Origin of the sequence: Kaistella soli, assembly GCF_019038595.1 — a bacterium.
In the GTDB taxonomy this organism is placed as follows: Bacteria; Bacteroidota; Bacteroidia; order Flavobacteriales; family Weeksellaceae; genus Kaistella; species Kaistella soli.
The window spans coordinates 400,481-419,833 of record NZ_JAHOPF010000002.1; the positions used below are offsets into that span (position 1 = coordinate 400,481).

Here is a 19,353-nt window from a genome sequence, read left to right on the forward strand (position 1 = left end):
AAAAAATTGTAACTTCGTAAAAGTTTTCTTTAAAAAAATAATCCAAGTTTAAAATAAATAAGAAATTATTTTCAGGCGAAACACCAAGTTCCGTTTGAATTTAAATAATATCATCTATTAACTAAAAACATGAAAAAATGAAAACTCTAAAAAGCCTGACTTTATCCGGTACGATGCTTTTGTCGTCAGTGTTATTTTCCACTAATGTTTCTGCACAGGAACAAAAAACGCCTCAGCTTACTGATCCGGAAATTGCCTCCGTAGCGGTAACAGCCAATAAAATTGACATAGGTTATGCTGAAATCGCACTGAAAAAGTCCCATCATAAAGACATTAAAAATTTTGCAACAACCATGAAAAAAGACCATACTGCTGTGATTAAAATGGCCGTAGATCTGGTTACAAAATTAAAAGTAACTCCAAAAACAAATGCCGTTACCAAATCTTTATTAGATGCTGCAACTAAAGAAAAAGCCGTCTTGAATGCAAAAAAAGGGAAAGCTTTTGATAAAGCATATGTGGATAATGAGGTTGCTTATCACGAATCCACTATCAAAGCAGTGGAAACGATCCTGATCCCACAATCGAAAAATGCAGAACTGAAAGCTTTACTTGAAAAAGCACTTCCAATTTTTAAAACGCACCTTGAGCATGCAAAAATGATCCAGAAAGAATTCAAATAACAGAAAAATGATTCCGCTTAAGGCCTTTTTAAAGACAGGATGCTCTGCTGCTGCAATCGCGGGTCTGTGCAGCATAACAAGTTGTAATTCGGGATCCAAGGACACAGTACCCGTTCTGAATGACAATTCCATGAGCACCGAAAAAAGTGTAAGCCCATCTTCAAAACCTGCAACGTCTCCAAAAATTGATTCTGCAGCAGGCAATACAAACACTAATAAAACCACAGCGCAGATTGTAACCATAGAAAACATGAAATTTAATCCGGCAACAATTACCGTTAAAAAAGGAGATCAGGTAACATTTATTAATAAAGATATCGTAGCACACAATGCAACAGAAGTACATAATGCATGGGCATCTACCCTGTTACAGACAGGCCAGTCCTGGACTTTTACTCCCGAAAAGACTTCAGAGTATTACTGCACTGTGCATCAGGTGATGAAAGGTGAGATTATTGTAAAATGAGGGTTCTATATTTATAACCTTTGACCGGAATTAGCCGGTCCTGCAACACTTCTGGAATCTCCGAATTTTTTAAATATATCATTTTTGTATTTTGTAATAAAAACGAACTTTACTTGAGTTGGTTTTTAATTTACTCTAAAAGGACCTTCTTTTCTGTGCCTTTTTATTCCCCAGAAAACTAAGTTAACAGGTAAAAAACATCACCTACCACAGACAAAAAAACCACATATTTCAAATTTTCTTTTACATTTGTGGAAATTAAACTATTTATGAACCAGCTTTTCAGAAGAAAACTATACAGCGAAAAGGATGCTCCTTCGGGCTTACTGCGTGTTTTAGGAGTGTGGGATATTGTTTTTTTCGGTATTGCCGCTATTATAGGCGCCGGAAGTTTCAGCAGTTTGGGTGAAGCAGTTTTCCGCGGCGGCCCCGGTGTTATCGTTCTTTATGTGATCTGTGGTTTTGCCTGTGGTTTTACGGCGCTTTGTTACGCTGAATTTGCTAGCCGGATTCCGACTGCAGGTTCCGCATACACTTACGCTTACGCGAGTTTTGGGGAACTGATCGCCTGGGTGATCGGTTGGGCACTCATTATGGAGTATTCTTTCGGAAATATCTATGTCGCATTTTCCTGGAGTGATTATTTCACCAGTTTTATGGGACGGATCGGCATTCATATCCCAGATTATCTTACCTGCAGCTACACCGAAGCAAAGAAAGCCTTCTTTGGCGCTTCGGAAAACAAGGAATTAATTAACGCCTGGAAAAGCGCGCCACTGATAGGAAACTTAAAATTCATCGTTGACATTCCTGCGTTAGTGATCAACGGACTTATTACCTGGTTATGTTACGTTGGCGTAAAGGAATCAAAAAACTTCAACAACCTTTTTGTTATTTTAAAACTTTTTATCATCCTGCTCGTTATTGCAGTTGGAATAGCTTATATCAATACTGACAACTGGTTTCCGGTAAGTACAGAAACAGGTGTACAGTCTTTTATGCCTAACGGTTTTACCGGCGTAATGAGCGCGGTTTCGGGAGTTTTCTTTGCCTATATCGGTTTTGATGCATTAAGTGTACTTTCTGAGGAAACCAAAAATCCACAGAAAAATCTGCCACGGGGAATGATTATTTCGCTCGTGCTTTGTACTGCCATTTATATTGTTTTGACCTTAGTTCTAACCGGGATGGTAGATTACAGAAAATTTGACGGTGTAGGCGATCCGCTGGCGTTTATTTTCGAAAAGTCCAATGCCAATATTGCCTGGATGGAGTTTGTGGTTTCTCTGGGTGCCATTATCGCGATTACTACTGTTTTACTGGTTTTCCAAATGGGGCAGCCGAGAATCTGGTACGCCATGAGCCGTGACGGTCTGATGCCGAAAAAATTCATGACCATTCATCCAAAACATAAAACTCCTTCCTACGCCACCATTGTCACAGGAATTGTGGTCGGAATACCTATTCTGTTTACGGATAAATCGTTTATTCTTGATTTTACAAGCATCGGAACGATATTCGCGTTCGTGCTGGTGTGTGGCGGAGTATTGCTGCTTCCTGCGAAAGAGAAACTGAAAGGCAGATTTCACTTGCCTTATATTAATGCCCGATTTATCTTCCCTGTAATTTTCCTTGGAGGATTAGCATTTTTTTACTTCTGGCAGCCGGAATTTTTCCATAATCTAAACGACTGGCACGATCCGCTGGAAGGTGAATTCAGAATTTCGATTATTGTATTTATTATTGTGAATCTTGTACTCTGCGTTTTGGCATTTGTAAGGAATCTGTCATTAATTCCGCTTATAGGGCTAAGCTCGTGTCTTTATCTTCTGACGGGAATGAGCCATAACAACTGGTTCTGGTTTCTGCTTTGGTTTGCCATTGGCATGATTATTTATTTCTCGTACGGATACAAAAACAGTAAGCTGAATAATGATCTGAATGGTGATCTAAACTAAAAATAATGTCCGACCGAATAAAAACATTCAATGAATTCTACGCGTTCTATTTAACAGAACACCGCACAACCTGGACAAGAGTTTTCCATTTCGCTGGGACTCTTCTTGTTTTTGCTGTTTTATTTTATGTAATACAGTCCGGGAAAGAAAGATTTCTTTGGTATGTGCCGATTTTCGGATACGGATTTGCGTGGTTCAGCCATGCGGTTTTTGAGAAAAATAAACCTGCGACATTTAAATATCCTTTGTGGAGTCTGCTTTCTGATTTCAAATTGTTTTTTGAGCTGCTGACCGGCAAACAAAAATTTAAAGCATAAAAAAACTCCCGTTTATTCGGGAGTTTTTTATAACTAAGCGCTTTTGATTAAAGCCAGATTCTTCGCTTCTATTTCACCTTCGTCCAGTTTAGCATCGCCTTTTCCTTTTTCTAAATCAAGTACTACACTCGGATGATTTACCTGCATGAAGGTCTTAAATTCCTCCATATTTCTAAAAAGATTGAAAGACTCTTTTTCCTCTTCATAAATAACCCCTTTGGTTCTTCTAGCGGCCGCTGCAGCAATTATTCCTCCCCATATTGCAGCACTGTTACTGGTAAAATAATCTCTTACAAAAAGATAACCTCCTTTGTTTTCAGCTTTCAGATAATAAATTCCGCCATCATATCCCTGCCCTTTATCTTCGGAATTGAATTTTTTAATAAGATTTACCACATGCAGATACACATTTTCCCCATCAGAAATGGCAAATGCTTTTTTCAGTTTTTTCCCCTTATCATCCAGGTTATTAAACCTATAAGCAATTTGGTCTTCAGTCATCGCTGCAGAGAGACTTGGATTTGAAGTTGGAGTTTTAGTCCGAAAATCTTCATAAGTTTCATAAACTCCTTTGGGATACTGATTTGGAGTAAAGTTTTGAGAAAATCCCACCGCAAAAGCTGCCAGGGATAACAAAGTAATTATTTTTTTCATATGGAAAATATTTTTTCTAAATATATAAATTTCTGAGAAAATAGAGTATTTTTAGAGAAAGAAAATTTATGAAGAAAATATTATTCATTTTAATTGCCGCTACAACAATCCTGCAAAGCTGTGAACCCGTATATAAAGCGAAAAACTTTCAGGAGACAGCTAATTCTCATCGTGTAATTGCTGTATTACCGCCCAAAGTAATTATTGAAATTAAATCTGCTAAAGAAGCCGAAGCCATCAGGAAACAGGAAAAAGTTGAAAGCGAAAGATTTCAAAATGCCCTTGTTTCATATCTCAATGAGCACCACAGCAAAAACAACGTTTTCATAAAAGCTCAGAACACGGAGGAAACCAATAAAATTCTTTCCGATAACAATATCAGCAGCCTGGCAGGACGGAGCTATCAGGATCTTGCAACTCTATTGGGAGTTGATGCAGTAGTAAGTTCAAGGGTATCCCTCGCCAAGCCGCTCACCAACGGAGAAGCATTTTTCACCAGTTTACTGACGGGGTATGCTGCACCCTCCAAAATAACCACAGTCGATTTATCCATCACCGATAAAACAACGGGGAAAATGTTCTGGAACTACAACTGGCAAACCGGAGGTACATTTATCTCCACAGAAAAACTTACCAATTCTTTGATGAAGTCAGCTGCATATAAGTTTCCCTACAAGACAAAAGATTTAAAATAAAAAAAACTACCGTTCATTCGGGAGTTTAATCTTAGTTACTTTTTCCAGCTGTCCTGTTTCACATAAAAAAGACTGCCACAACATCAGTATAGCAGTCTTTTTATTTAATATTTGATTTCGCTGAAATCTGCTCAATAAAAATTAATGAGAGTGTTTTCCCGGTGCCGGAGGATAAATTCCGCCCTGAACTTCATCCATCTTCTGCGTGGCTGCCATTGAAATCACCAGATCATTCAGCATGGAACTTGCAGAACTTGGGGAATTCGGCAACAAGACTAAATTACTTCTGTTGTTAGCTCCGATGGAATGGAGCGTATCATAATGCTGGGTGACCACAATCAGCGCAGAAGCTTCCTGGGCATTGATACCCGCATCGTTCAGCATCTTAACGGATTCTTCCAGCCCTTTTGCAATTTCTCTTCTCTGGTCAGCAATACCCTGTCCCTGCAGTTTTTTAGATTCGGCTTCTGCTTTTGCAACCGCCACGATTCTGATTTTCTGAGCTTCAGATTCATATTCTGCGGCAGTTTTTTCTCTTTCAGCAGCGTTGATTCTGTTCATTGCATGTTTTACCTGTTCATCCGGATCAATATCGGTAACCAATGCTTTAATGATATCATATCCGTAACTCTGCATAGCTTCCTGAAGCTCACCTTTCACGGCGATCGCCACATCATCCTTTTTCACGAAAACATCATCCAGTTTAAGTTTAGGAACTTCTGCACGCACCACATCGAAAACGTAGGAAGTAATCTGATTTTCCGGATTTTCCAAACGGTAGTACGCATCACCAACTTGGGTGCGGATTACCTGATACTGAACAGATACTTTCATTCTGATAAATACGTTATCGAGTGTTTTGGTATCAATAATTACATCCAGCTGCTGAATACGGAGATTGAGACGTTTTGCCACCTGATCGATGAAAGGAATTTTCAGGTGAAGACCCGACTGTCTCACGGTAAGAAATTTCCCGAAACGTTCCACAATCGCTGCAGTTTCCTGCGTGACCGTAAAAAATGAGGCGAAAAGGACTATAAGTCCAAAAAAAATAAGAATTCCTAAAAAAGCCATTGTTTAATTTTTTATTAATAGTTAATAATATGTCAGCACCTTTTTGCTGATTTTATAAAGATAGTGAAAAATATTTGCAAATCCAAGCTACAGCACCACCCGACAGCGTTTTCAGGAGATTTTGTTAAGAATTGACCAATTTCTATGAACCGGTTTTATTTTTTAATTACACCGTCATTCCTATTTCGATTCCCTTGATTTTCCGGTACAGATCTGTGGCAAAATTATCGGTCATTCCAGAAACAAAATCGATCACGCCCAGCACTTTCTGATAATCGGTGCCGTCTTCGTATAAAAACTGTTTCGGCAGAAGCTTCAGGGCCATTTTATCATATGATTTTCTTTCAGATTTTTCCTTTAAAATAGGCGGAATAAAATGATTCAGCAGTTCGTACATTACGTTATAACCGGCATTTTCAATCTCGATCACGTTTTTGTGATTGTAAATCTTATCAATGGAAAAACTCTCTATCTCCTGCAGCGATCTGTTATCTGACTTGTACATATCAAGAAGCGCGCTGTCCAAATTTCCATCTAAAATAGCAGAAAAATTGGTCTGGTAAAGTTCAATGGATTTATTGATCAATGCATTGATCACTTTCGCTCTTAAATAAGAAATTCTTTCGTTGGCGTTGGTAAGAATCGAGAGCTTCTCCTCTACCCTTTTTGTATTTTGATTTTCTGATTTAATCAAATCAAAAAACAGATTTTCGCAGTCGGAAGTCGAAACAATTCCTAAACGGTGCGCATCTTCCATATCGATGATATTGTAGCAGATATCGTCTGCAGCTTCCACAAGCCACACGAAAGGATGGCGTTTAAAAATGGTAGGATCTTCACTTTCCTGAACAAGATCCACCGATTTTGCAATCTCCAGAAACGTCTCTTTTTCATTCTGGAAAAACCCGAATTTTTTGCGGTGAATAACTCCTTTTTTCTTTGCAACTGCTTCACACGGATATTTGGCAATACTCGCTAACGTAGTGAGTGTAAGCTGCGTTCCGCCTTCATCTTTTCCGTTCTGCTGGTGTGTTAAAACCCGTATTGCATTAGCATTTCCCTCAAAATTTACAAGATCTGCCCATTCTTTTTCAGTGAATTTCGGTTTTAAACCGTTTTCGTTTTTCTCGAAATAACTCGCAATAGCATCTTCCCCGGAGTGCCCGAAAGCGGGATTTCCAACGTCGTGACAGAGACATGCCGCCGCAATCACATTATGAAGATTATGAAGGTAAAAATTCTGTGCATTTTCATCCAGATCATTTTTAAAATTTTTAAAAATAAACTCACCTACCGCGCTTCCCAAACTCCGGCCTACAGACGAAACTTCGAGTGAATGGGTTAAACGGTTATGGACGAAAACACTTCCCGGCAGCGGAAAAACCTGAGTCTTATTCTGCAGTCTCCGAAAAGCGGCTGAAAAAATAATACGGTCAAAATCTCTTTGGAAATCTGTTCTGGAAGCTGCGGTTACTGCATTCTGTCCGGTCCGCTGGCTGGTGAAAATCTTGTTTAAATCCATCTTTCAAAAATACGTTTTTTATTGAATTTTAAGGAATGGTTTGACTTTTGATTTTTGTAAGGAAAATCCAACAAGTCATGCCCGAAGGTCCCTCCATATTGATTCTCAAAGAATTGACTCAGAAATTTATCGGAAAGCAAATCATTGCTGCAAATGGCAATGCAAAAATTGAAATGGAAAAGCTTCCCAGTCTTATTTTTGAGGAATACAAGACCTTTGGCAAACAGTCCTATCTGGTCTGTAAGCCTTTTACGATACGCATTCATCTGCTGATGTTCGGCAGTTATTCGGTCGATGAGCAGACAAAGCCTGACAGGCAGCTCCGTTTGCATCTGAAGTTCGATAATGGTGATCTGTATTTTTACAGCTGCTCCGTAAAACTTCTGGATGTAACAGTGCTCAAAGAAATCGACTGGAATGCCGATGTACTAAGCGACGAATGGAAACCTTTAAAAGCAAGAAAAAAGCTGAAAGCACATCCGGAAATGATGGTTTGTGATGCTCTTCTTGACCAGAACATTTTCTCCGGAGTAGGTAACATCATTAAAAACGAGGTGCTTTTCAGAATTGGCGTACATCCCGAAAGCCTCGTCGGAAATCTTCCGTCCAAAAAACTGTCCGCGCTCATCTTTGAAGCCAGAAATTACAGTTTTGATTTCCTGAGATGGAAAAAAGAATACGTCCTGAAGAAAAACTGGCTGGTCCACACCAAAAAAACCTGCCCGAAATGCGGTGAAATTCTCACCAAGAAACATCTTGGTTTAACTCACCGAAGAAGTTTTTACTGTGAAAAAGACCAGGTCCTTTACACTGAAAAGAAATAATTTAATTTTCAGTGATTCACATTTTTACCACAAAAACCCTTCTCTATAAGCAATTTTTCTTTTATATCACAGTTGGATATCCACCTTTGTTGCGTTATTATTGCAAAAAAAATTATTTATGAAGAATTTATATTTTCTCGCTGCAGCTTTATTTTGCAACACCCTTTCTGCCCAAAACCAAATTTCATTTGAAAATGCTGAAGGTTACCAGTTAGGCAGCATACAGGGACAGAATGCCTGGCAGATTACCGATGATGGTGAAGGTAATTTTGTTCAAAACCAGATGGTTACAGATGAGAAATCCAGTAACGGTACTTTCTCCTTTAAAAATGGCTATACCGATGAATATGGAGGTCAGTTCTTTCCTATTATCGGCGCTCAGAAGGATTTTGATCAGCCACTGGATTATAACGACGCTACTGTTTCATTCGATGTTTTAGTGACTGAAACCGAAGGTTCCAATTTTGAGATGGCAGCGTACGGAATCAGCACCACTCAGGAGTATTACCCTGTTTTTGATTTGGCTTTCGATTGGGAAGGAACCCTGAAAGTAGTAAGCAACATCGATTATGATATGGAAGATACAGGATTTGCATGGGAAGCGAACAGATGGTACGCTATAAAAGTGAAGGTTTCTGCAACAGAAATTAAATATTTCGTTGATGGAGCGTTAATTTACACTACGCCGAACTTCACCCAGATTGATCTGTTAGGGATGAACTTCCTCCATGATAACTTTGCCGGTGATGCTTATATTGACAACATTAAAATCAATGAAGTAAATATGGCGGTAAGCAACGTGAAAAAAGGAAATGTTGCCGTATACCCAAATCCTGTAAAAAACAACCTGAACCTGAATCTTCCGAACGGGGAAAAAGTTTCACAAATTCAGATTTACAATATGGCAGGACAAAACGTTTTGACCAATAACGGATCCACCTCTCTTAATCTTGAGAATTTAAAAGCCGGCACTTATATAATCACGGTTACCAATACCAAAGGAGCTTCTTATTCATCAAAATTCATTAAAGAATAAATTAAACATTCCTTTATTTAAAGAATAAAAAAATTCCCGAACGGATGTTCGGGAATTTTTTTATTGATGTGATACGCAATCGCGTCTCTGTAAAATTTACATGTACGATTCAATCGGTGCGCAGGTACACACTAAATTTCTGTCACCATACGCTTCATCAACACGGGAAACCGTTGCGAAGAATTTGTGATCTCTCACCCAATCTAAAGGATAAGCAGCTTTTTCACGGCTGTAAGGCTTGTCCCAAGAATCGGAAATGACGATCTGTTCAGTATGAGGCGCATTTTTCAAAACGTTGTTTGCTGCATCAGCAGTTCCTTCTGCAATTTCTTCGATTTCTTTTTTAATGGAAATCAGGGCTTCCGCAAAACGGTCAAGCTCTCTTTTGCTTTCTGATTCTGTCGGCTCAATCATTAAAGTTCCTGCAACCGGGAAACTCACTGTTGGTGCATGGAAACCATAATCCATCAGACGTTTTGCCACATCAGCAACTTCAATTCCCAGCGGTTTAAACTGTCGGAAATCTACGATACATTCGTGTGCAACTCTTCCTTCAGCGTTCGCATACAAAATAGGGAAATGTTCCGCCAATACCGCTTTCAGATAGTTTGCATTTAAAATAGCGTGTTCCGTAGATCTTTTCAGACCTTCAGTTCCCAACATTTTGATGTAGGCATAAGAAATATTGAGGACCAAACTGGAACCGTAAGGAGCGGCAGAGATTGCTTCGATCGATTCTTTAGCACCAATCTTAATATTCGGGTTGGAAGGTAAAAACTTCACCAAATGTTCTGCAACACAGATCGGACCAACACCAGGACCTCCGCCTCCGTGAGGAATTGCGAAGGTCTTGTGAAGATTCAGGTGGCAAACATCTGCGCCGATATTTCCGGGAGAAGTGAACCCAACCTGGGCATTCATATTGGCACCGTCCATATAAACCTGTCCGCCGTTGTCGTGAATCAGTTTGGTGATTTCCTTGATGTTGTCATCGAAAAATCCATAAGTTGAAGGATAAGTAATCATCGCTGCGGAAAGATTTGCACTGTGTTCCTCAGCTTTAGCTTTCAGATCAGCAAAATCGATTTCACCACTTTCAAGATTTTTCACCACCACTACTTTCATTCCGGCAATTACCGCTGAAGCAGGGTTTGTTCCGTGTGCGGACTGCGGAATAAGAACGATATTTCTGTGGCTTTCTCCTCGTGATTTATGATATTCTCGGATGACCATCAATCCTGCATATTCTCCCTGAGCACCGGAGTTCGGCTGAAGTGAAGTTCCTGCAAAACCGGTAATTTCTGCTAAATCTTTTTCCAACTGATCAATTAAAATCTGATAGCCACCTGCCTGATCAACCGGTACAAACGGATGAACATTTCCCCATTCCGGCCACGAAATCGGCAACATCTGGGTAGCAGCATTAAGTTTCATCGTACAAGAACCGAGTGAAATCATCGAATGGGTTAACGAAAGATCTTTTCGCTCCAAACGTTTGATATAACGCATTAATTCTGTTTCCGTATGGTATTTATTGAAAACTTCTTCCTGTAAAATTTTATCTGTTCTTAAAGATTCAGCCGGAATTTGAACTTCTTCCTTGATTACTAATTTGAAACTCTGTTTGTCTTTAAACTGAGCAAAAGCATCAAACAGAAACTGAAGTTTTTCGTCGGTCGTTGTTTCATTGATAGCGATACTGACGATGTTTTCCGAATAATAATTAAGATTGATTTTATGATCAAGCATTAAAAACATCAATGCTTTTTTATCTTCTTCATTCAATCTGAATTTTACGGTATCGAAAATAGGATCTTCCACAATGTCGTATCCTAGCGCTTTCAGTCCGTTATGAAGTGCGTTTGCTTTAAAGTGAATCTGTTCGGCAATAAAATTCAAACCTTTCGGTCCATGATAAACGGCATACATCCCTGCCATTACCGCAAGAAGAACCTGCGCGGTACAGATATTGGAAGTTGCTTTTTCTCTTTTAATATGCTGCTCTCTGGTTTGCAAAGCCATTCTCAGGGCACGTTTACCGTAAGCATCCTGGGAAACCCCGATAATTCTTCCCGGGATATCTCTTTTATAATCGTCTTTACATGCGAAAAACGCTGCGTGAGGACCGCCATACCCCATCGGAATTCCGAATCTCTGTGTAGTTCCAACAGCACAGTCAGCGCCCATATCTGCCGGAGATTTCAGTTTTACCAAAGCCATCGGATCACAGGCAACAGCTACCTGAAGACTGAAGGTTTTATACGATTTGATATTCTCGGTATAGTCAAAAACTACCCCATTTTTTCCGGGATACTGAAGCAACACTCCAAAATACGACTCATCAAGCTGATGATTCTGATGGCTGCCTTCAACGATTTCAATTCCTAAACCTTCCGCTTTTGTTTTCAAAACAGCAACAGTTTGCGGAAGTACCAGATCTGAAACAAAAAACTTATTTGCTCCGGACTTTTTCTGGTCTTTTGTTCTGCTTTCAAAAAACATATGCATCGCCTCAGCAGCTGCTGTAGATTCATCTAACAACGAGGCATTCGCCAGTTTAAAGCCTGTCAAATCACAAACTACCGTCTGGAAATTCAGCAGCGCCTCCAGTCTTCCCTGCGCAATTTCAGCCTGATAAGGAGTATATGCCGTGTACCAAGACGGATTTTCTAAAATATTTCTCTGAATCGCACTCGGTAAAATGGTGTTGTGATAACCGAAACCGATGTAATTGTCAAACAATAAGTTTTTTGAAACCAAATCCTTCGAATGCGCCAGCATTTCATATTCCGAAAGAGCATCAGCGATGTTTAAATCTTTTTCTAAGCGGATTGAATTTGGGATAGTCTGGGCAATTAATTCGTCAATACCCGCAACGCCAATCTTCTGTAACATGGCCTTTTTGTCGGCTTCGTTTAAAGAAATGTGACGGTTTACAAACTGTGTTGTGTTCATATAATTTTACTAGATTTATTTAGAAATAAAGGTTCGTAAAAATACAAATTTTTAAGCAACAGTACAATTGATACTTCTCAGGTTCTGCAACAAAAAGCTATTTTATTATTTTGATTTATTCTAAATTAGCTTATATTTGCAGCATGAATTCACCAATCATCCCTTTTAAAATTGCGCCATTAACGCCATTCTACAGACCAACAGAGGAAATGTTATGCGATAAAAAGAAGTGCTGCAAAAAATTCAAGAAAGGAAAACGCTGCAAAAAATGCCCGGGAAGGCTGAAAATGGCGTAGTGTAAAAGCTGTTTTTTTTAATCCTCAATCTTCGGCTGGAATTTTTCAGTGCGAAAAACTCTTCACCAAAAGAAGTACCGCAATCACAAGAAAAAGAACCGCCAGAACTATTCTTAAAAATTTTGGCTGACCGCCAGGATTTAATCTGGAAGGTTTCTGTGGTTTAAAGAGTTCCTCCACTTCACTTCGGAATTTTTCTTTGTCATTTTCAAAAACCTCAGTGATGGTAATGCCCCGAACTACAGTTTTATTCAGCAAAGAATTGGTGGCGTGCAGCAGCAGCTGAAACTTTCCGTCTTTAAATTCAGTAATCCTGAAAGCTCTTTCCCCGTAACTTTTTTCGAGACCGAAAGGCAAAACTTTCACAATATCCGCCTGATTGGTTTGCCAGGTAATAATCACTTCTTCGCCTTTTACCGCGTGAATTTTACTGGCCGTGAAGGTTTTAATGGAAGGCGGCAAAGTAGACCGTGAAGACCTCTGCTGATGTCCTAAATTTTCATCATAAATCCTGCGCTTCTCTTTGTCATTCAGCACTTCGTATGCCTCCTGAATTTCCCGGAAACGGTGGGCAAAAAACTCATCATTATCGTTTTTATCCGGATGATATTTCAGCGACAGTTTCCTGTAGGCTTTCTTGATGTCTTCTTCAGAAGCATTTTCCTGCAGGCTGAGAAAGTAATAGTAGTTTTTCATTCTTGGAGATTCCGGATTCGAACTTTTAGGGTAACAAAAGTAATGATTTTTAAATTTTACATTCAGTCAAAACTTTTCAATTACTTAAAATAAAAAAAACGGAAAGAATAGATCCTTTCCGTTTTGAACAATAATTTAGTTGAGTTGAATTTTCTTAAGCATTCTCCTTTCTACAACTGTTGTGACAGCATTTTGAGGCGAATTTTTCTTTCATTTTGTTTTTAAGTTCTGCATACTTCTCATCATCCATTTCTCTGATTTTATCTGCAAAGCCGAAAGGTGTTCTTTCTTTGATGTCGTATTCTTCGAAAATTCCTTTCATGAATTTTCTCTTTTCGGAAATCTTTCTTGCTGCCAAAGCAACTCCTACTACTGCAAGTGCACCCAATGCACCTTTTAAACCTGAATTTTTCATTTTTTAAATTTTTAAATTTTACTTTGAACCAACGTTCTTTTTATGGTAGACGAAGCAGCGTTAGTTTTACTTTAAAAAAGAAAAAGATTTAGCTGAAAAATAATACCCCAAAATAAACTTTTTGAAAATTCAAAAAAAAAACGGGCTAAAGCCCGCTCCTTTCATTTTTACCGTTGTTTCATTAACATTTGTCCCTGAAAAAACCGCGTTCACAGCGCTGTTTCCAAATTTCTTTAAATCTCTCTTTTTCCTCGGGTGACATTGCGCTCATTCTTTCTTCCTTCAGTCTTCTGAATTTATCTTTATGGAAACCCTTTCCTCCAAAACCTCCGAACAGTATTTTGCTCAACACCAAAATTCCCATTGCCTGCCAGAATGTGATGGCTTTCACGCCGATAATTTCGGGCAGAAGACAGTTCCAGAGCCACATTACAATACCGGAAACTGCAAAAACCATGGCGATCCCCGCCAACGCAAAAAGTGCAATTTTCCCTTTCAATTTATTTCTCATAACTTTTATTACTTTTAATTCCCGTTTTCACAGGATTTTCTTTGATCTGCGGTTAACTTTTTAAATCCAGATATAAGCCGTTCATTCTTTTCCTTAAATGTTTCACCGCATAATTTTTCCGGCTGATAATGGTTTTTATGTTTTCGCCCTGTGCGTCAGCAATTTCCTGCAGTTTCTTTCCTTCAATTTCGTTTTCTACAAATGCAGACCGCTGTTTCTCCGGCAATTCTTCCAAAGCTGCAAACAGCTCCTTCCAAACTTCCTCCCGGAAAGCCAGCAGCTCAGGATTTTCAGAATCGTCCAAAAGCAAAATATCTTTTACCGAAAAACTGCCGTCCTCATCTTCGTATACGAAATCTTCCAGATTTTCAGTCTTCTTTTTCCGGTAACTGTCGGTGATTTTGTTTCGCGAGACCTGATAAAGCCAGGCGCCCACATTCAGGATCTCCGAAATATTGGTCAGGTTGGTGAACTGATACCACACTTCCTGCAGAATATCTTCCGCATCTTCCGTATTATTCACTTTCGGCCGGATAAAAGACAGCAGCTTTCCTCCGTAATTCTTTACGGTTTGCGCAATCAGGCTGTCTTTTTCGGTTTGAGACATCGGTATTATTTCCAGCTCCATACAAAGGATGACGTTTGGAGCTTCATTTTACTTTAAATTTTTTATTTTTTTTAGGAGCAACATCAGTCTGTTTGTCTTCCCACTTGCAGGCCGGCTTTCCGTTGCAATCTGCCATTTTGCAATGGCAGGATTTACACTGCAATCCGGGCTATAATTTAAGTATCTATATTCTTCGCCGGCACCTCTCACTGAAATAAAAAAACGGAAATAGTTTCCGTTTTTTCATTGTAAGCTTTGACAGGATTTATTCTTCAGCCAATTTTTTCAGAAGTGCAAAGCCTTTGTGAAAGCCGTTATTCATCATTTCCGAATAATCTTTCATCGTATGAACTACCGCACGGAGCTCCGTTGTATTTTCGTCTACAGCTCTTAAAAAGTAGGATTCTTCACTGCCGCTCCATTCCTCCACATCTTTACCTTTGATATTTTCAACTCCGTCTTTTAAGAATCCCAAATGACTGAAAACCACCTCATTTGGTTCCTGCAGACTCTTAATGGTAGAAACCATTCCTTCGCCGCTTGCATCAAAGAAATAGGTTTTGCCGTTAACTTTCCAGTCGGTTTTAAGCTGTGAACCCGGGCTGAAAAACTGTGTCCATTGCCCATAAGTCTCGTCACTCCAAAGCAGATCCCATACTTTCTGAATGGGCGCGTTGATCATTACTTCGTAATCTAATGTTTCCATGGTTAGTAGAATTTAAATGTTATTCAGATTCCGAGAGTTTTTTGATGTTCTCGAAATTCTGAGGATATTTGGTGTTAAAGAAATCAACAAATTCGTCTAAGGAATTCACCTGCGCAGTCAGAAGTGTACCGTTTTCGTTTGGTTCAAGCAGGTAATGTACTGTAGAATCTTCCCATCCCTGCGGGCTGAGTTCACCATCTAAAATCCAACCTAAATGTTTCATTTTTAAAACCTTATTGGGAATATTTTCTTCTACCAAATTGTACATTCCGTTATTTTTAGGATCCAGAAACCGCATAATGCTTCCCTGTTCCCAATTTCCTTCGAAGTAAGTTCCTTCGTTCATTGCAGATGACCATTTTCTATAACCATCCTGAGTAAAAAGGACTTCCCATACTTTCTCAGGCGCTGCGTTAATCTGCTTTGTAAATTCTAATAATTTCATAAGTGTTTGTTTTTTTTAATCATAATAAGCTTTCTCAAGATCTGCGATGACAATTTTCTGCATTTTCATCATGGCTTCCATTACTTTCTGTGCCTTTTCCGGGTCAGAATCATTCATTAGTTCAATAAGTCTTTTGGGAACAATCTGCCAACTGAATCCAAACCTGTCTTTCAGCCAGCCGCACATACTTTCCCTGCCGCCATTTGCCGTCAACGAATTCCATAAATGATCTGTTTCTTCCTGATTATCGGTCATCACCACCATTGAAATTCCTTCGCTGAAATCAAACTGATGGTCATAAGAATTATCCATGCAGAAAAAAGTGTATCCATCAAGCTCGAACTGCGCGTGCTGCACATTTTCGGGAACTTCATGGGTTTCATTTCCTACGCCGTCACCGTATTTCATCACGCCGCCAATTTTGGAGTTCGGGAAAATTCCGGTGTACAGCTCCATTGCTTCCTTAGCTTTGCCATTATTTCCGTGGATGTACATCAAGGTCGGAACAATTTTCTGGTCGCCCTGCCTTTCTCCAAGATAAAGCTGCCAAGTCACCCCAAAACGGTCGCGAACCCAGCCGTATTTTTTACTCCACGGATATTCTCCGAGTTCCATTAAAACAATTCCGCCTTCCGACAGTGTTTTCCAGTATTTTTCTACCTCTTCTTCGGTTTCGCATAAAACCATAAAAGAAACAGATGCATTTTTTTCAAACTGAGGACCGGCATTAAGAATCATTAATTTCTGGCCAAACAGTTCAAAATTGATGACCACCGGAGTGTCTACCGTAATTTTCCCACCGAAAGTATCGGTGTAAAACTTAGCAGCCTCTGTACCGTCGCCGTTGAACCAAAGGCAGGGGAAAATATCGTTATTCATATTTTTAGTTTTAAAATTTAAGTAAAAGTAGCTGAATTTAATTTTAAATGAAACTGCTTTCTTTCCGGAATTTCACGATTTCCGCAATCAAATCATACGGAATCTCTTTATCCAAAGGAAACTGTACCGAACCTTTACCCTGTTTATAAACAGAAAGTTTTTCTGCAAATTGCTCATGTCCGTTTGGAGTTGCATAAAAACCGATATGATTTTTATATCCGGCAAAATAAACTAAAGGTTTCTTATTCAGAAAATAACCCGGCATCCCGTAACTGATTTTCTCTTCTGCATCGGGAACTTCGCTCAGAATCACAGTTCTGATCTTCAGCATGATGTGCTGAACATTTTCGGGGAACTGTTCAATATATTGTTCTACCGCATTCATTTTAAAATAATTAAAAATTGCGACCCTTTATTTCAGAATGACTGCTAAAACAGACTAATTATTTTCAACGTACTTATGAAAACGGTCTAAAATCGCGTACCAGCCCACCCGCTGCATTTCTACGGAATTCTGAACTTCGGGCTCGAAAACTTCAACTACCTCTGTGGTGTTTTCGTCAATTTTATTAAAGAAAACTTCGATCTTTCTTCCGTCATCCAGATGGCTTTTCACCGATTCCAAAAGCTTGATCTCGTCAATATAACCGGCAAAATCATAACCAAAACTCTTGTCTTTATATTCCAGGCGGTAATTAAACCTTCCTCCTTCCCGGAAATCACTTTGCGCTTTTGGGCAGTGCCAATTGGTGGTAGGAAAATTCCACTTTACGATATGTTTCGGATTATAAAAACAGTCCCAGACTTTGTTGATAGGCTTTAGAATGGTAATTTTGATGGTTAAAGGATCTTTCATTTTCATTTTTTTTTAAATTTAATGAAAAAGAACGGATTTTAAAAATCCGCCCGCTGCTAATACTACTTTTCCTTTGATTTATCAAAAACCATATAGCTGCTGAGAGATCCAATCTTGCCCTCTTTTATTTTGTAAACATCTGCAAAATGGGAGGTTTCTTCCTTCCCATCTTTTTCGGTAATGATCCTTCCGTCCGCGATTACCGTATCTCCTTCTTCTATAAGGTTGTGGATGTTCAGATTTAACACCCGGTCCGGTCCGCCTTCATCAAGAAATTTGCGCAGACTTTCTTTTCCTACAATGTCATCCATCCCGAAACCCGGCCAGTTTACCCTTATATCGTCAGCCAAAACTTCGTAAGCTTTGTCATTATCTACAAACAGATTTTCGAAAAACTGTTTTGCCAATTGTTTGTTATCCATGGTAATTTTGGTTTTTTAGAAGTTTCACTTTCACCGGAAGTTCATTAATATTGTAAATTTCCATCCAGTTCATAACTCATTCCCTTTAAACCAAGAATTTTCCGCATCAAACCGATCTGTCCCAAAAGATAGTCTTCACGGCCAATACACATCCCAATCATATTTAGGACATTTTCTTTAACGAAAGGAATATTCATTCCAAAAGAAATGGGTTCTTCCAATTGTTGATCGGTAGCATCCAAAAGTTTTTGGTATACTTTGGGGGAAATCTGTGCAAAATTTTTCTTCAGCGTTTCAAGCGAGGGATAATTGAGATTTTGGTCCAGTGCTTTACCTTCTTTAAAAAGTTCTTCGTGCGGATCTTTATCTTCAATTCCGAGCAAACCTCCAATCCAGTACCGGCAGTTTACTATATTACCTGCCATCCAAATCACATGGTTGGTGTTGTTGTCAATTCTTTTCAGCGCGTCAGCTTCTGAAATTCCGTCCAAAGCGTTTTTAAAACTTTGGGAATGCATCCTGTAGGCAGGAATGACGATTTCGAGTTTTTGAGATTTTGAATTATCCATAACGTTTTATATTTGAGACAGTTATCCAAAGTTAAGGCAAAAATATGAAGTAAATCTTTTCTAAGATCGTATATTGTTTTACTGAAATTTCTTGCAGTATCCGGCTTGAATATATTCAAAAAAAAACGCAAATTGCTTTGCGTTTTTTTTTCAAGAGTTATTTTAAAGCGTTTAAAGCTTTGTCATAATCCGGTTCCTGAACAATTTCCGGTACCTGTTCTGTATAGATTACTTTACCGTGTTCATCAGTCACAATCACCGCTCTGCTCAGCAGCCCTTTCATTGGGGAATCTACTAAAGTCACTCCATAATCATCGCCAAAAGAACCACGGAAATCTGATAAAGATTCCACATGATCCAACCCTTCTGCTGCGCAGAACCTGCCCAATGCAAACGGCAAATCTTTGGACACATTGATCACGACTGTATTCTCGAGGTTACCCGCTTCCCAGTTGAATTTTCTGGCAGACGCTGCACAGATACCGGTATCAATACTAGGGAAAATATTGAAAATCTTTTTTTTGCCCTCATAATCTGAAAGCGTTTTTACTTCAAGCTTATCATTCACAAGAGCGAAATCCTTTACTGTTAAACCAATTTCAGGTAAGTGACCTATGGAATGAATTTCATTTCCTTTCAGTGTAATATCTGCCATAATTTATTTTTTAGTTTCTCAAAAATAGCGATTAAAAGCTGAATTTCATTTTAAATAAAGGTTAAATTAATCTTAAAGTTAGCCGCTGCGCTCTTTCATACTCCTATTAAAT

23 protein-coding genes are annotated in these 19,353 nt (G+C 39.0%); 7 read left to right on the forward strand and 16 right to left on the reverse strand.

Going from position 1 to position 19,353, the window contains the following annotated elements; translation table 11 throughout:
• Window positions 1-137 precede the first annotated feature (137 nt).
• The 4 genes from KSK37_RS04900 to KSK37_RS04915 all read left to right on the forward strand — a co-directional run bounded on the left by KSK37_RS04900 (window position 138) and on the right by KSK37_RS04915 (window position 3,424).
• The gene (locus KSK37_RS04900) at window positions 138-683 is read left to right on the forward strand and encodes a DUF4142 domain-containing protein (protein WP_246566240.1); all 546 of its coding nucleotides are present in this window, start codon (window positions 138-140) and stop codon (window positions 681-683) included.
• A gap of 130 nt (window positions 684-813) precedes the next feature.
• The gene (locus tag KSK37_RS04905) at window positions 814-1,149 is read left to right on the forward strand and encodes a plastocyanin/azurin family copper-binding protein (protein WP_217199771.1); all 336 of its coding nucleotides are present in this window, start codon (window positions 814-816) and stop codon (window positions 1,147-1,149) included.
• 269 nt (window positions 1,150-1,418) lie between these two features.
• On the forward strand, window positions 1,419-3,107 hold the full coding sequence (locus KSK37_RS04910; RefSeq protein ID WP_217200075.1) for an APC family permease: 1,689 nt from the start codon (window positions 1,419-1,421) through the stop codon (window positions 3,105-3,107).
• Window positions 3,108-3,112: 5 nt separating this feature from the next.
• Window positions 3,113-3,424 (forward strand): Mpo1-like protein, encoded by a 312-nt coding sequence (locus KSK37_RS04915; RefSeq protein ID WP_217199772.1) that lies wholly within the window; start codon window positions 3,113-3,115, stop codon window positions 3,422-3,424.
• Window positions 3,425-3,457: 33 nt separating this feature from the next.
• On the opposite strand, the gene KSK37_RS04920 is transcribed toward KSK37_RS04915, so the two are convergent.
• Window positions 3,458-4,078: a hypothetical protein gene (locus tag KSK37_RS04920; RefSeq protein ID WP_217199773.1), complete on the reverse strand. Its 621-nt coding sequence runs from the start codon at window positions 4,076-4,078 to the stop codon at window positions 3,458-3,460.
• 68 nt (window positions 4,079-4,146) lie between these two features.
• Here KSK37_RS04920 and KSK37_RS04925 point away from each other — a divergent pair, with 68 nt between their 5' ends.
• Window positions 4,147-4,773, forward strand: a complete 627-nt coding sequence (locus tag KSK37_RS04925) for a hypothetical protein (RefSeq protein ID WP_088360034.1) — start codon at window positions 4,147-4,149, stop codon at window positions 4,771-4,773.
• Window positions 4,774-4,914: 141 nt separating this feature from the next.
• Here KSK37_RS04925 and KSK37_RS04930 read toward each other — a convergent pair whose 3' ends face one another.
• Together KSK37_RS04930 and dgt are read right to left on the reverse strand one after the other, a co-directional pair.
• Window positions 4,915-5,847 (reverse strand): SPFH domain-containing protein, encoded by a 933-nt coding sequence (locus KSK37_RS04930; protein ID WP_217199774.1) that lies wholly within the window; start codon window positions 5,845-5,847, stop codon window positions 4,915-4,917.
• A 166-nt stretch (window positions 5,848-6,013) separates the two neighbouring features.
• The gene (gene dgt / locus KSK37_RS04935; RefSeq protein WP_217199775.1) at window positions 6,014-7,369 is read right to left on the reverse strand and encodes a dGTP triphosphohydrolase; all 1,356 of its coding nucleotides are present in this window, start codon (window positions 7,367-7,369) and stop codon (window positions 6,014-6,016) included.
• A 77-nt stretch (window positions 7,370-7,446) separates the two neighbouring features.
• Between dgt and KSK37_RS04940 the strand changes: the two genes are divergently transcribed.
• Together KSK37_RS04940 and KSK37_RS04945 are read left to right on the forward strand one after the other, a co-directional pair.
• A complete protein-coding gene (locus KSK37_RS04940) occupies window positions 7,447-8,193 on the forward strand; it encodes an endonuclease (RefSeq protein WP_217199776.1) in 747 nt (248 codons plus the stop codon).
• Between the two features lie 118 nt (window positions 8,194-8,311).
• Window positions 8,312-9,229 carry a T9SS type A sorting domain-containing protein gene (locus KSK37_RS04945; protein ID WP_217199778.1) on the forward strand — a complete coding sequence of 306 codons (918 nt, stop codon included), beginning with the start codon at window positions 8,312-8,314 and terminating at the stop codon, window positions 9,227-9,229.
• A 96-nt stretch (window positions 9,230-9,325) separates the two neighbouring features.
• On the opposite strand, the gene gcvP is transcribed toward KSK37_RS04945, so the two are convergent.
• From gcvP to tpx, 13 genes are all read right to left on the reverse strand, one after another.
• On the reverse strand, window positions 9,326-12,184 hold the full coding sequence (gcvP, locus tag KSK37_RS04950; protein ID WP_217199780.1) for an aminomethyl-transferring glycine dehydrogenase: 2,859 nt from the start codon (window positions 12,182-12,184) through the stop codon (window positions 9,326-9,328).
• Between the two features lie 341 nt (window positions 12,185-12,525).
• Window positions 12,526-13,176 (reverse strand): J domain-containing protein, encoded by a 651-nt coding sequence (locus tag KSK37_RS04955; RefSeq protein ID WP_217199782.1) that lies wholly within the window; start codon window positions 13,174-13,176, stop codon window positions 12,526-12,528.
• A 154-nt stretch (window positions 13,177-13,330) separates the two neighbouring features.
• Window positions 13,331-13,591, reverse strand: a complete 261-nt coding sequence (locus KSK37_RS04960) for a hypothetical protein (RefSeq protein WP_088360041.1) — start codon at window positions 13,589-13,591, stop codon at window positions 13,331-13,333.
• Between the two features lie 181 nt (window positions 13,592-13,772).
• Entirely contained in the window at window positions 13,773-14,102 is a 330-nt protein-coding gene (locus KSK37_RS04965; RefSeq protein ID WP_217199784.1) for a hypothetical protein, read from the reverse strand.
• A gap of 52 nt (window positions 14,103-14,154) precedes the next feature.
• Window positions 14,155-14,709, reverse strand: coding sequence for an RNA polymerase sigma factor (locus KSK37_RS04970; RefSeq protein ID WP_217199786.1), 555 nt, complete (start codon window positions 14,707-14,709; stop codon window positions 14,155-14,157).
• Window positions 14,710-14,974: 265 nt separating this feature from the next.
• The gene (locus KSK37_RS04975) at window positions 14,975-15,415 is read right to left on the reverse strand and encodes an SRPBCC family protein (RefSeq protein ID WP_217199789.1); all 441 of its coding nucleotides are present in this window, start codon (window positions 15,413-15,415) and stop codon (window positions 14,975-14,977) included.
• Window positions 15,416-15,434: 19 nt separating this feature from the next.
• Window positions 15,435-15,860 carry an SRPBCC family protein gene (locus tag KSK37_RS04980; RefSeq protein ID WP_088360045.1) on the reverse strand — a complete coding sequence of 142 codons (426 nt, stop codon included), beginning with the start codon at window positions 15,858-15,860 and terminating at the stop codon, window positions 15,435-15,437.
• Window positions 15,861-15,875: 15 nt separating this feature from the next.
• Complete coding sequence (locus KSK37_RS04985) at window positions 15,876-16,739, reverse strand: VOC family protein (protein WP_217199791.1); 864 nt, start codon at window positions 16,737-16,739, stop codon at window positions 15,876-15,878.
• Between the two features lie 43 nt (window positions 16,740-16,782).
• Complete coding sequence (locus KSK37_RS04990; protein WP_217199793.1) at window positions 16,783-17,124, reverse strand: iron chaperone; 342 nt, start codon at window positions 17,122-17,124, stop codon at window positions 16,783-16,785.
• A 54-nt stretch (window positions 17,125-17,178) separates the two neighbouring features.
• Window positions 17,179-17,595: an SRPBCC domain-containing protein gene (locus tag KSK37_RS04995; protein ID WP_217199795.1), complete on the reverse strand. Its 417-nt coding sequence runs from the start codon at window positions 17,593-17,595 to the stop codon at window positions 17,179-17,181.
• Between the two features lie 62 nt (window positions 17,596-17,657).
• Window positions 17,658-18,017, reverse strand: a complete 360-nt coding sequence (locus KSK37_RS05000) for a nuclear transport factor 2 family protein (protein WP_217199797.1) — start codon at window positions 18,015-18,017, stop codon at window positions 17,658-17,660.
• Window positions 18,018-18,061: 44 nt separating this feature from the next.
• Window positions 18,062-18,586, reverse strand: coding sequence for a DinB family protein (locus KSK37_RS05005; RefSeq protein WP_088360050.1), 525 nt, complete (start codon window positions 18,584-18,586; stop codon window positions 18,062-18,064).
• A gap of 157 nt (window positions 18,587-18,743) precedes the next feature.
• Window positions 18,744-19,241 carry a thiol peroxidase gene (gene tpx, locus KSK37_RS05010; protein WP_088360051.1) on the reverse strand — a complete coding sequence of 166 codons (498 nt, stop codon included), beginning with the start codon at window positions 19,239-19,241 and terminating at the stop codon, window positions 18,744-18,746.
• Window positions 19,242-19,353: the final 112 nt, after the last annotated feature.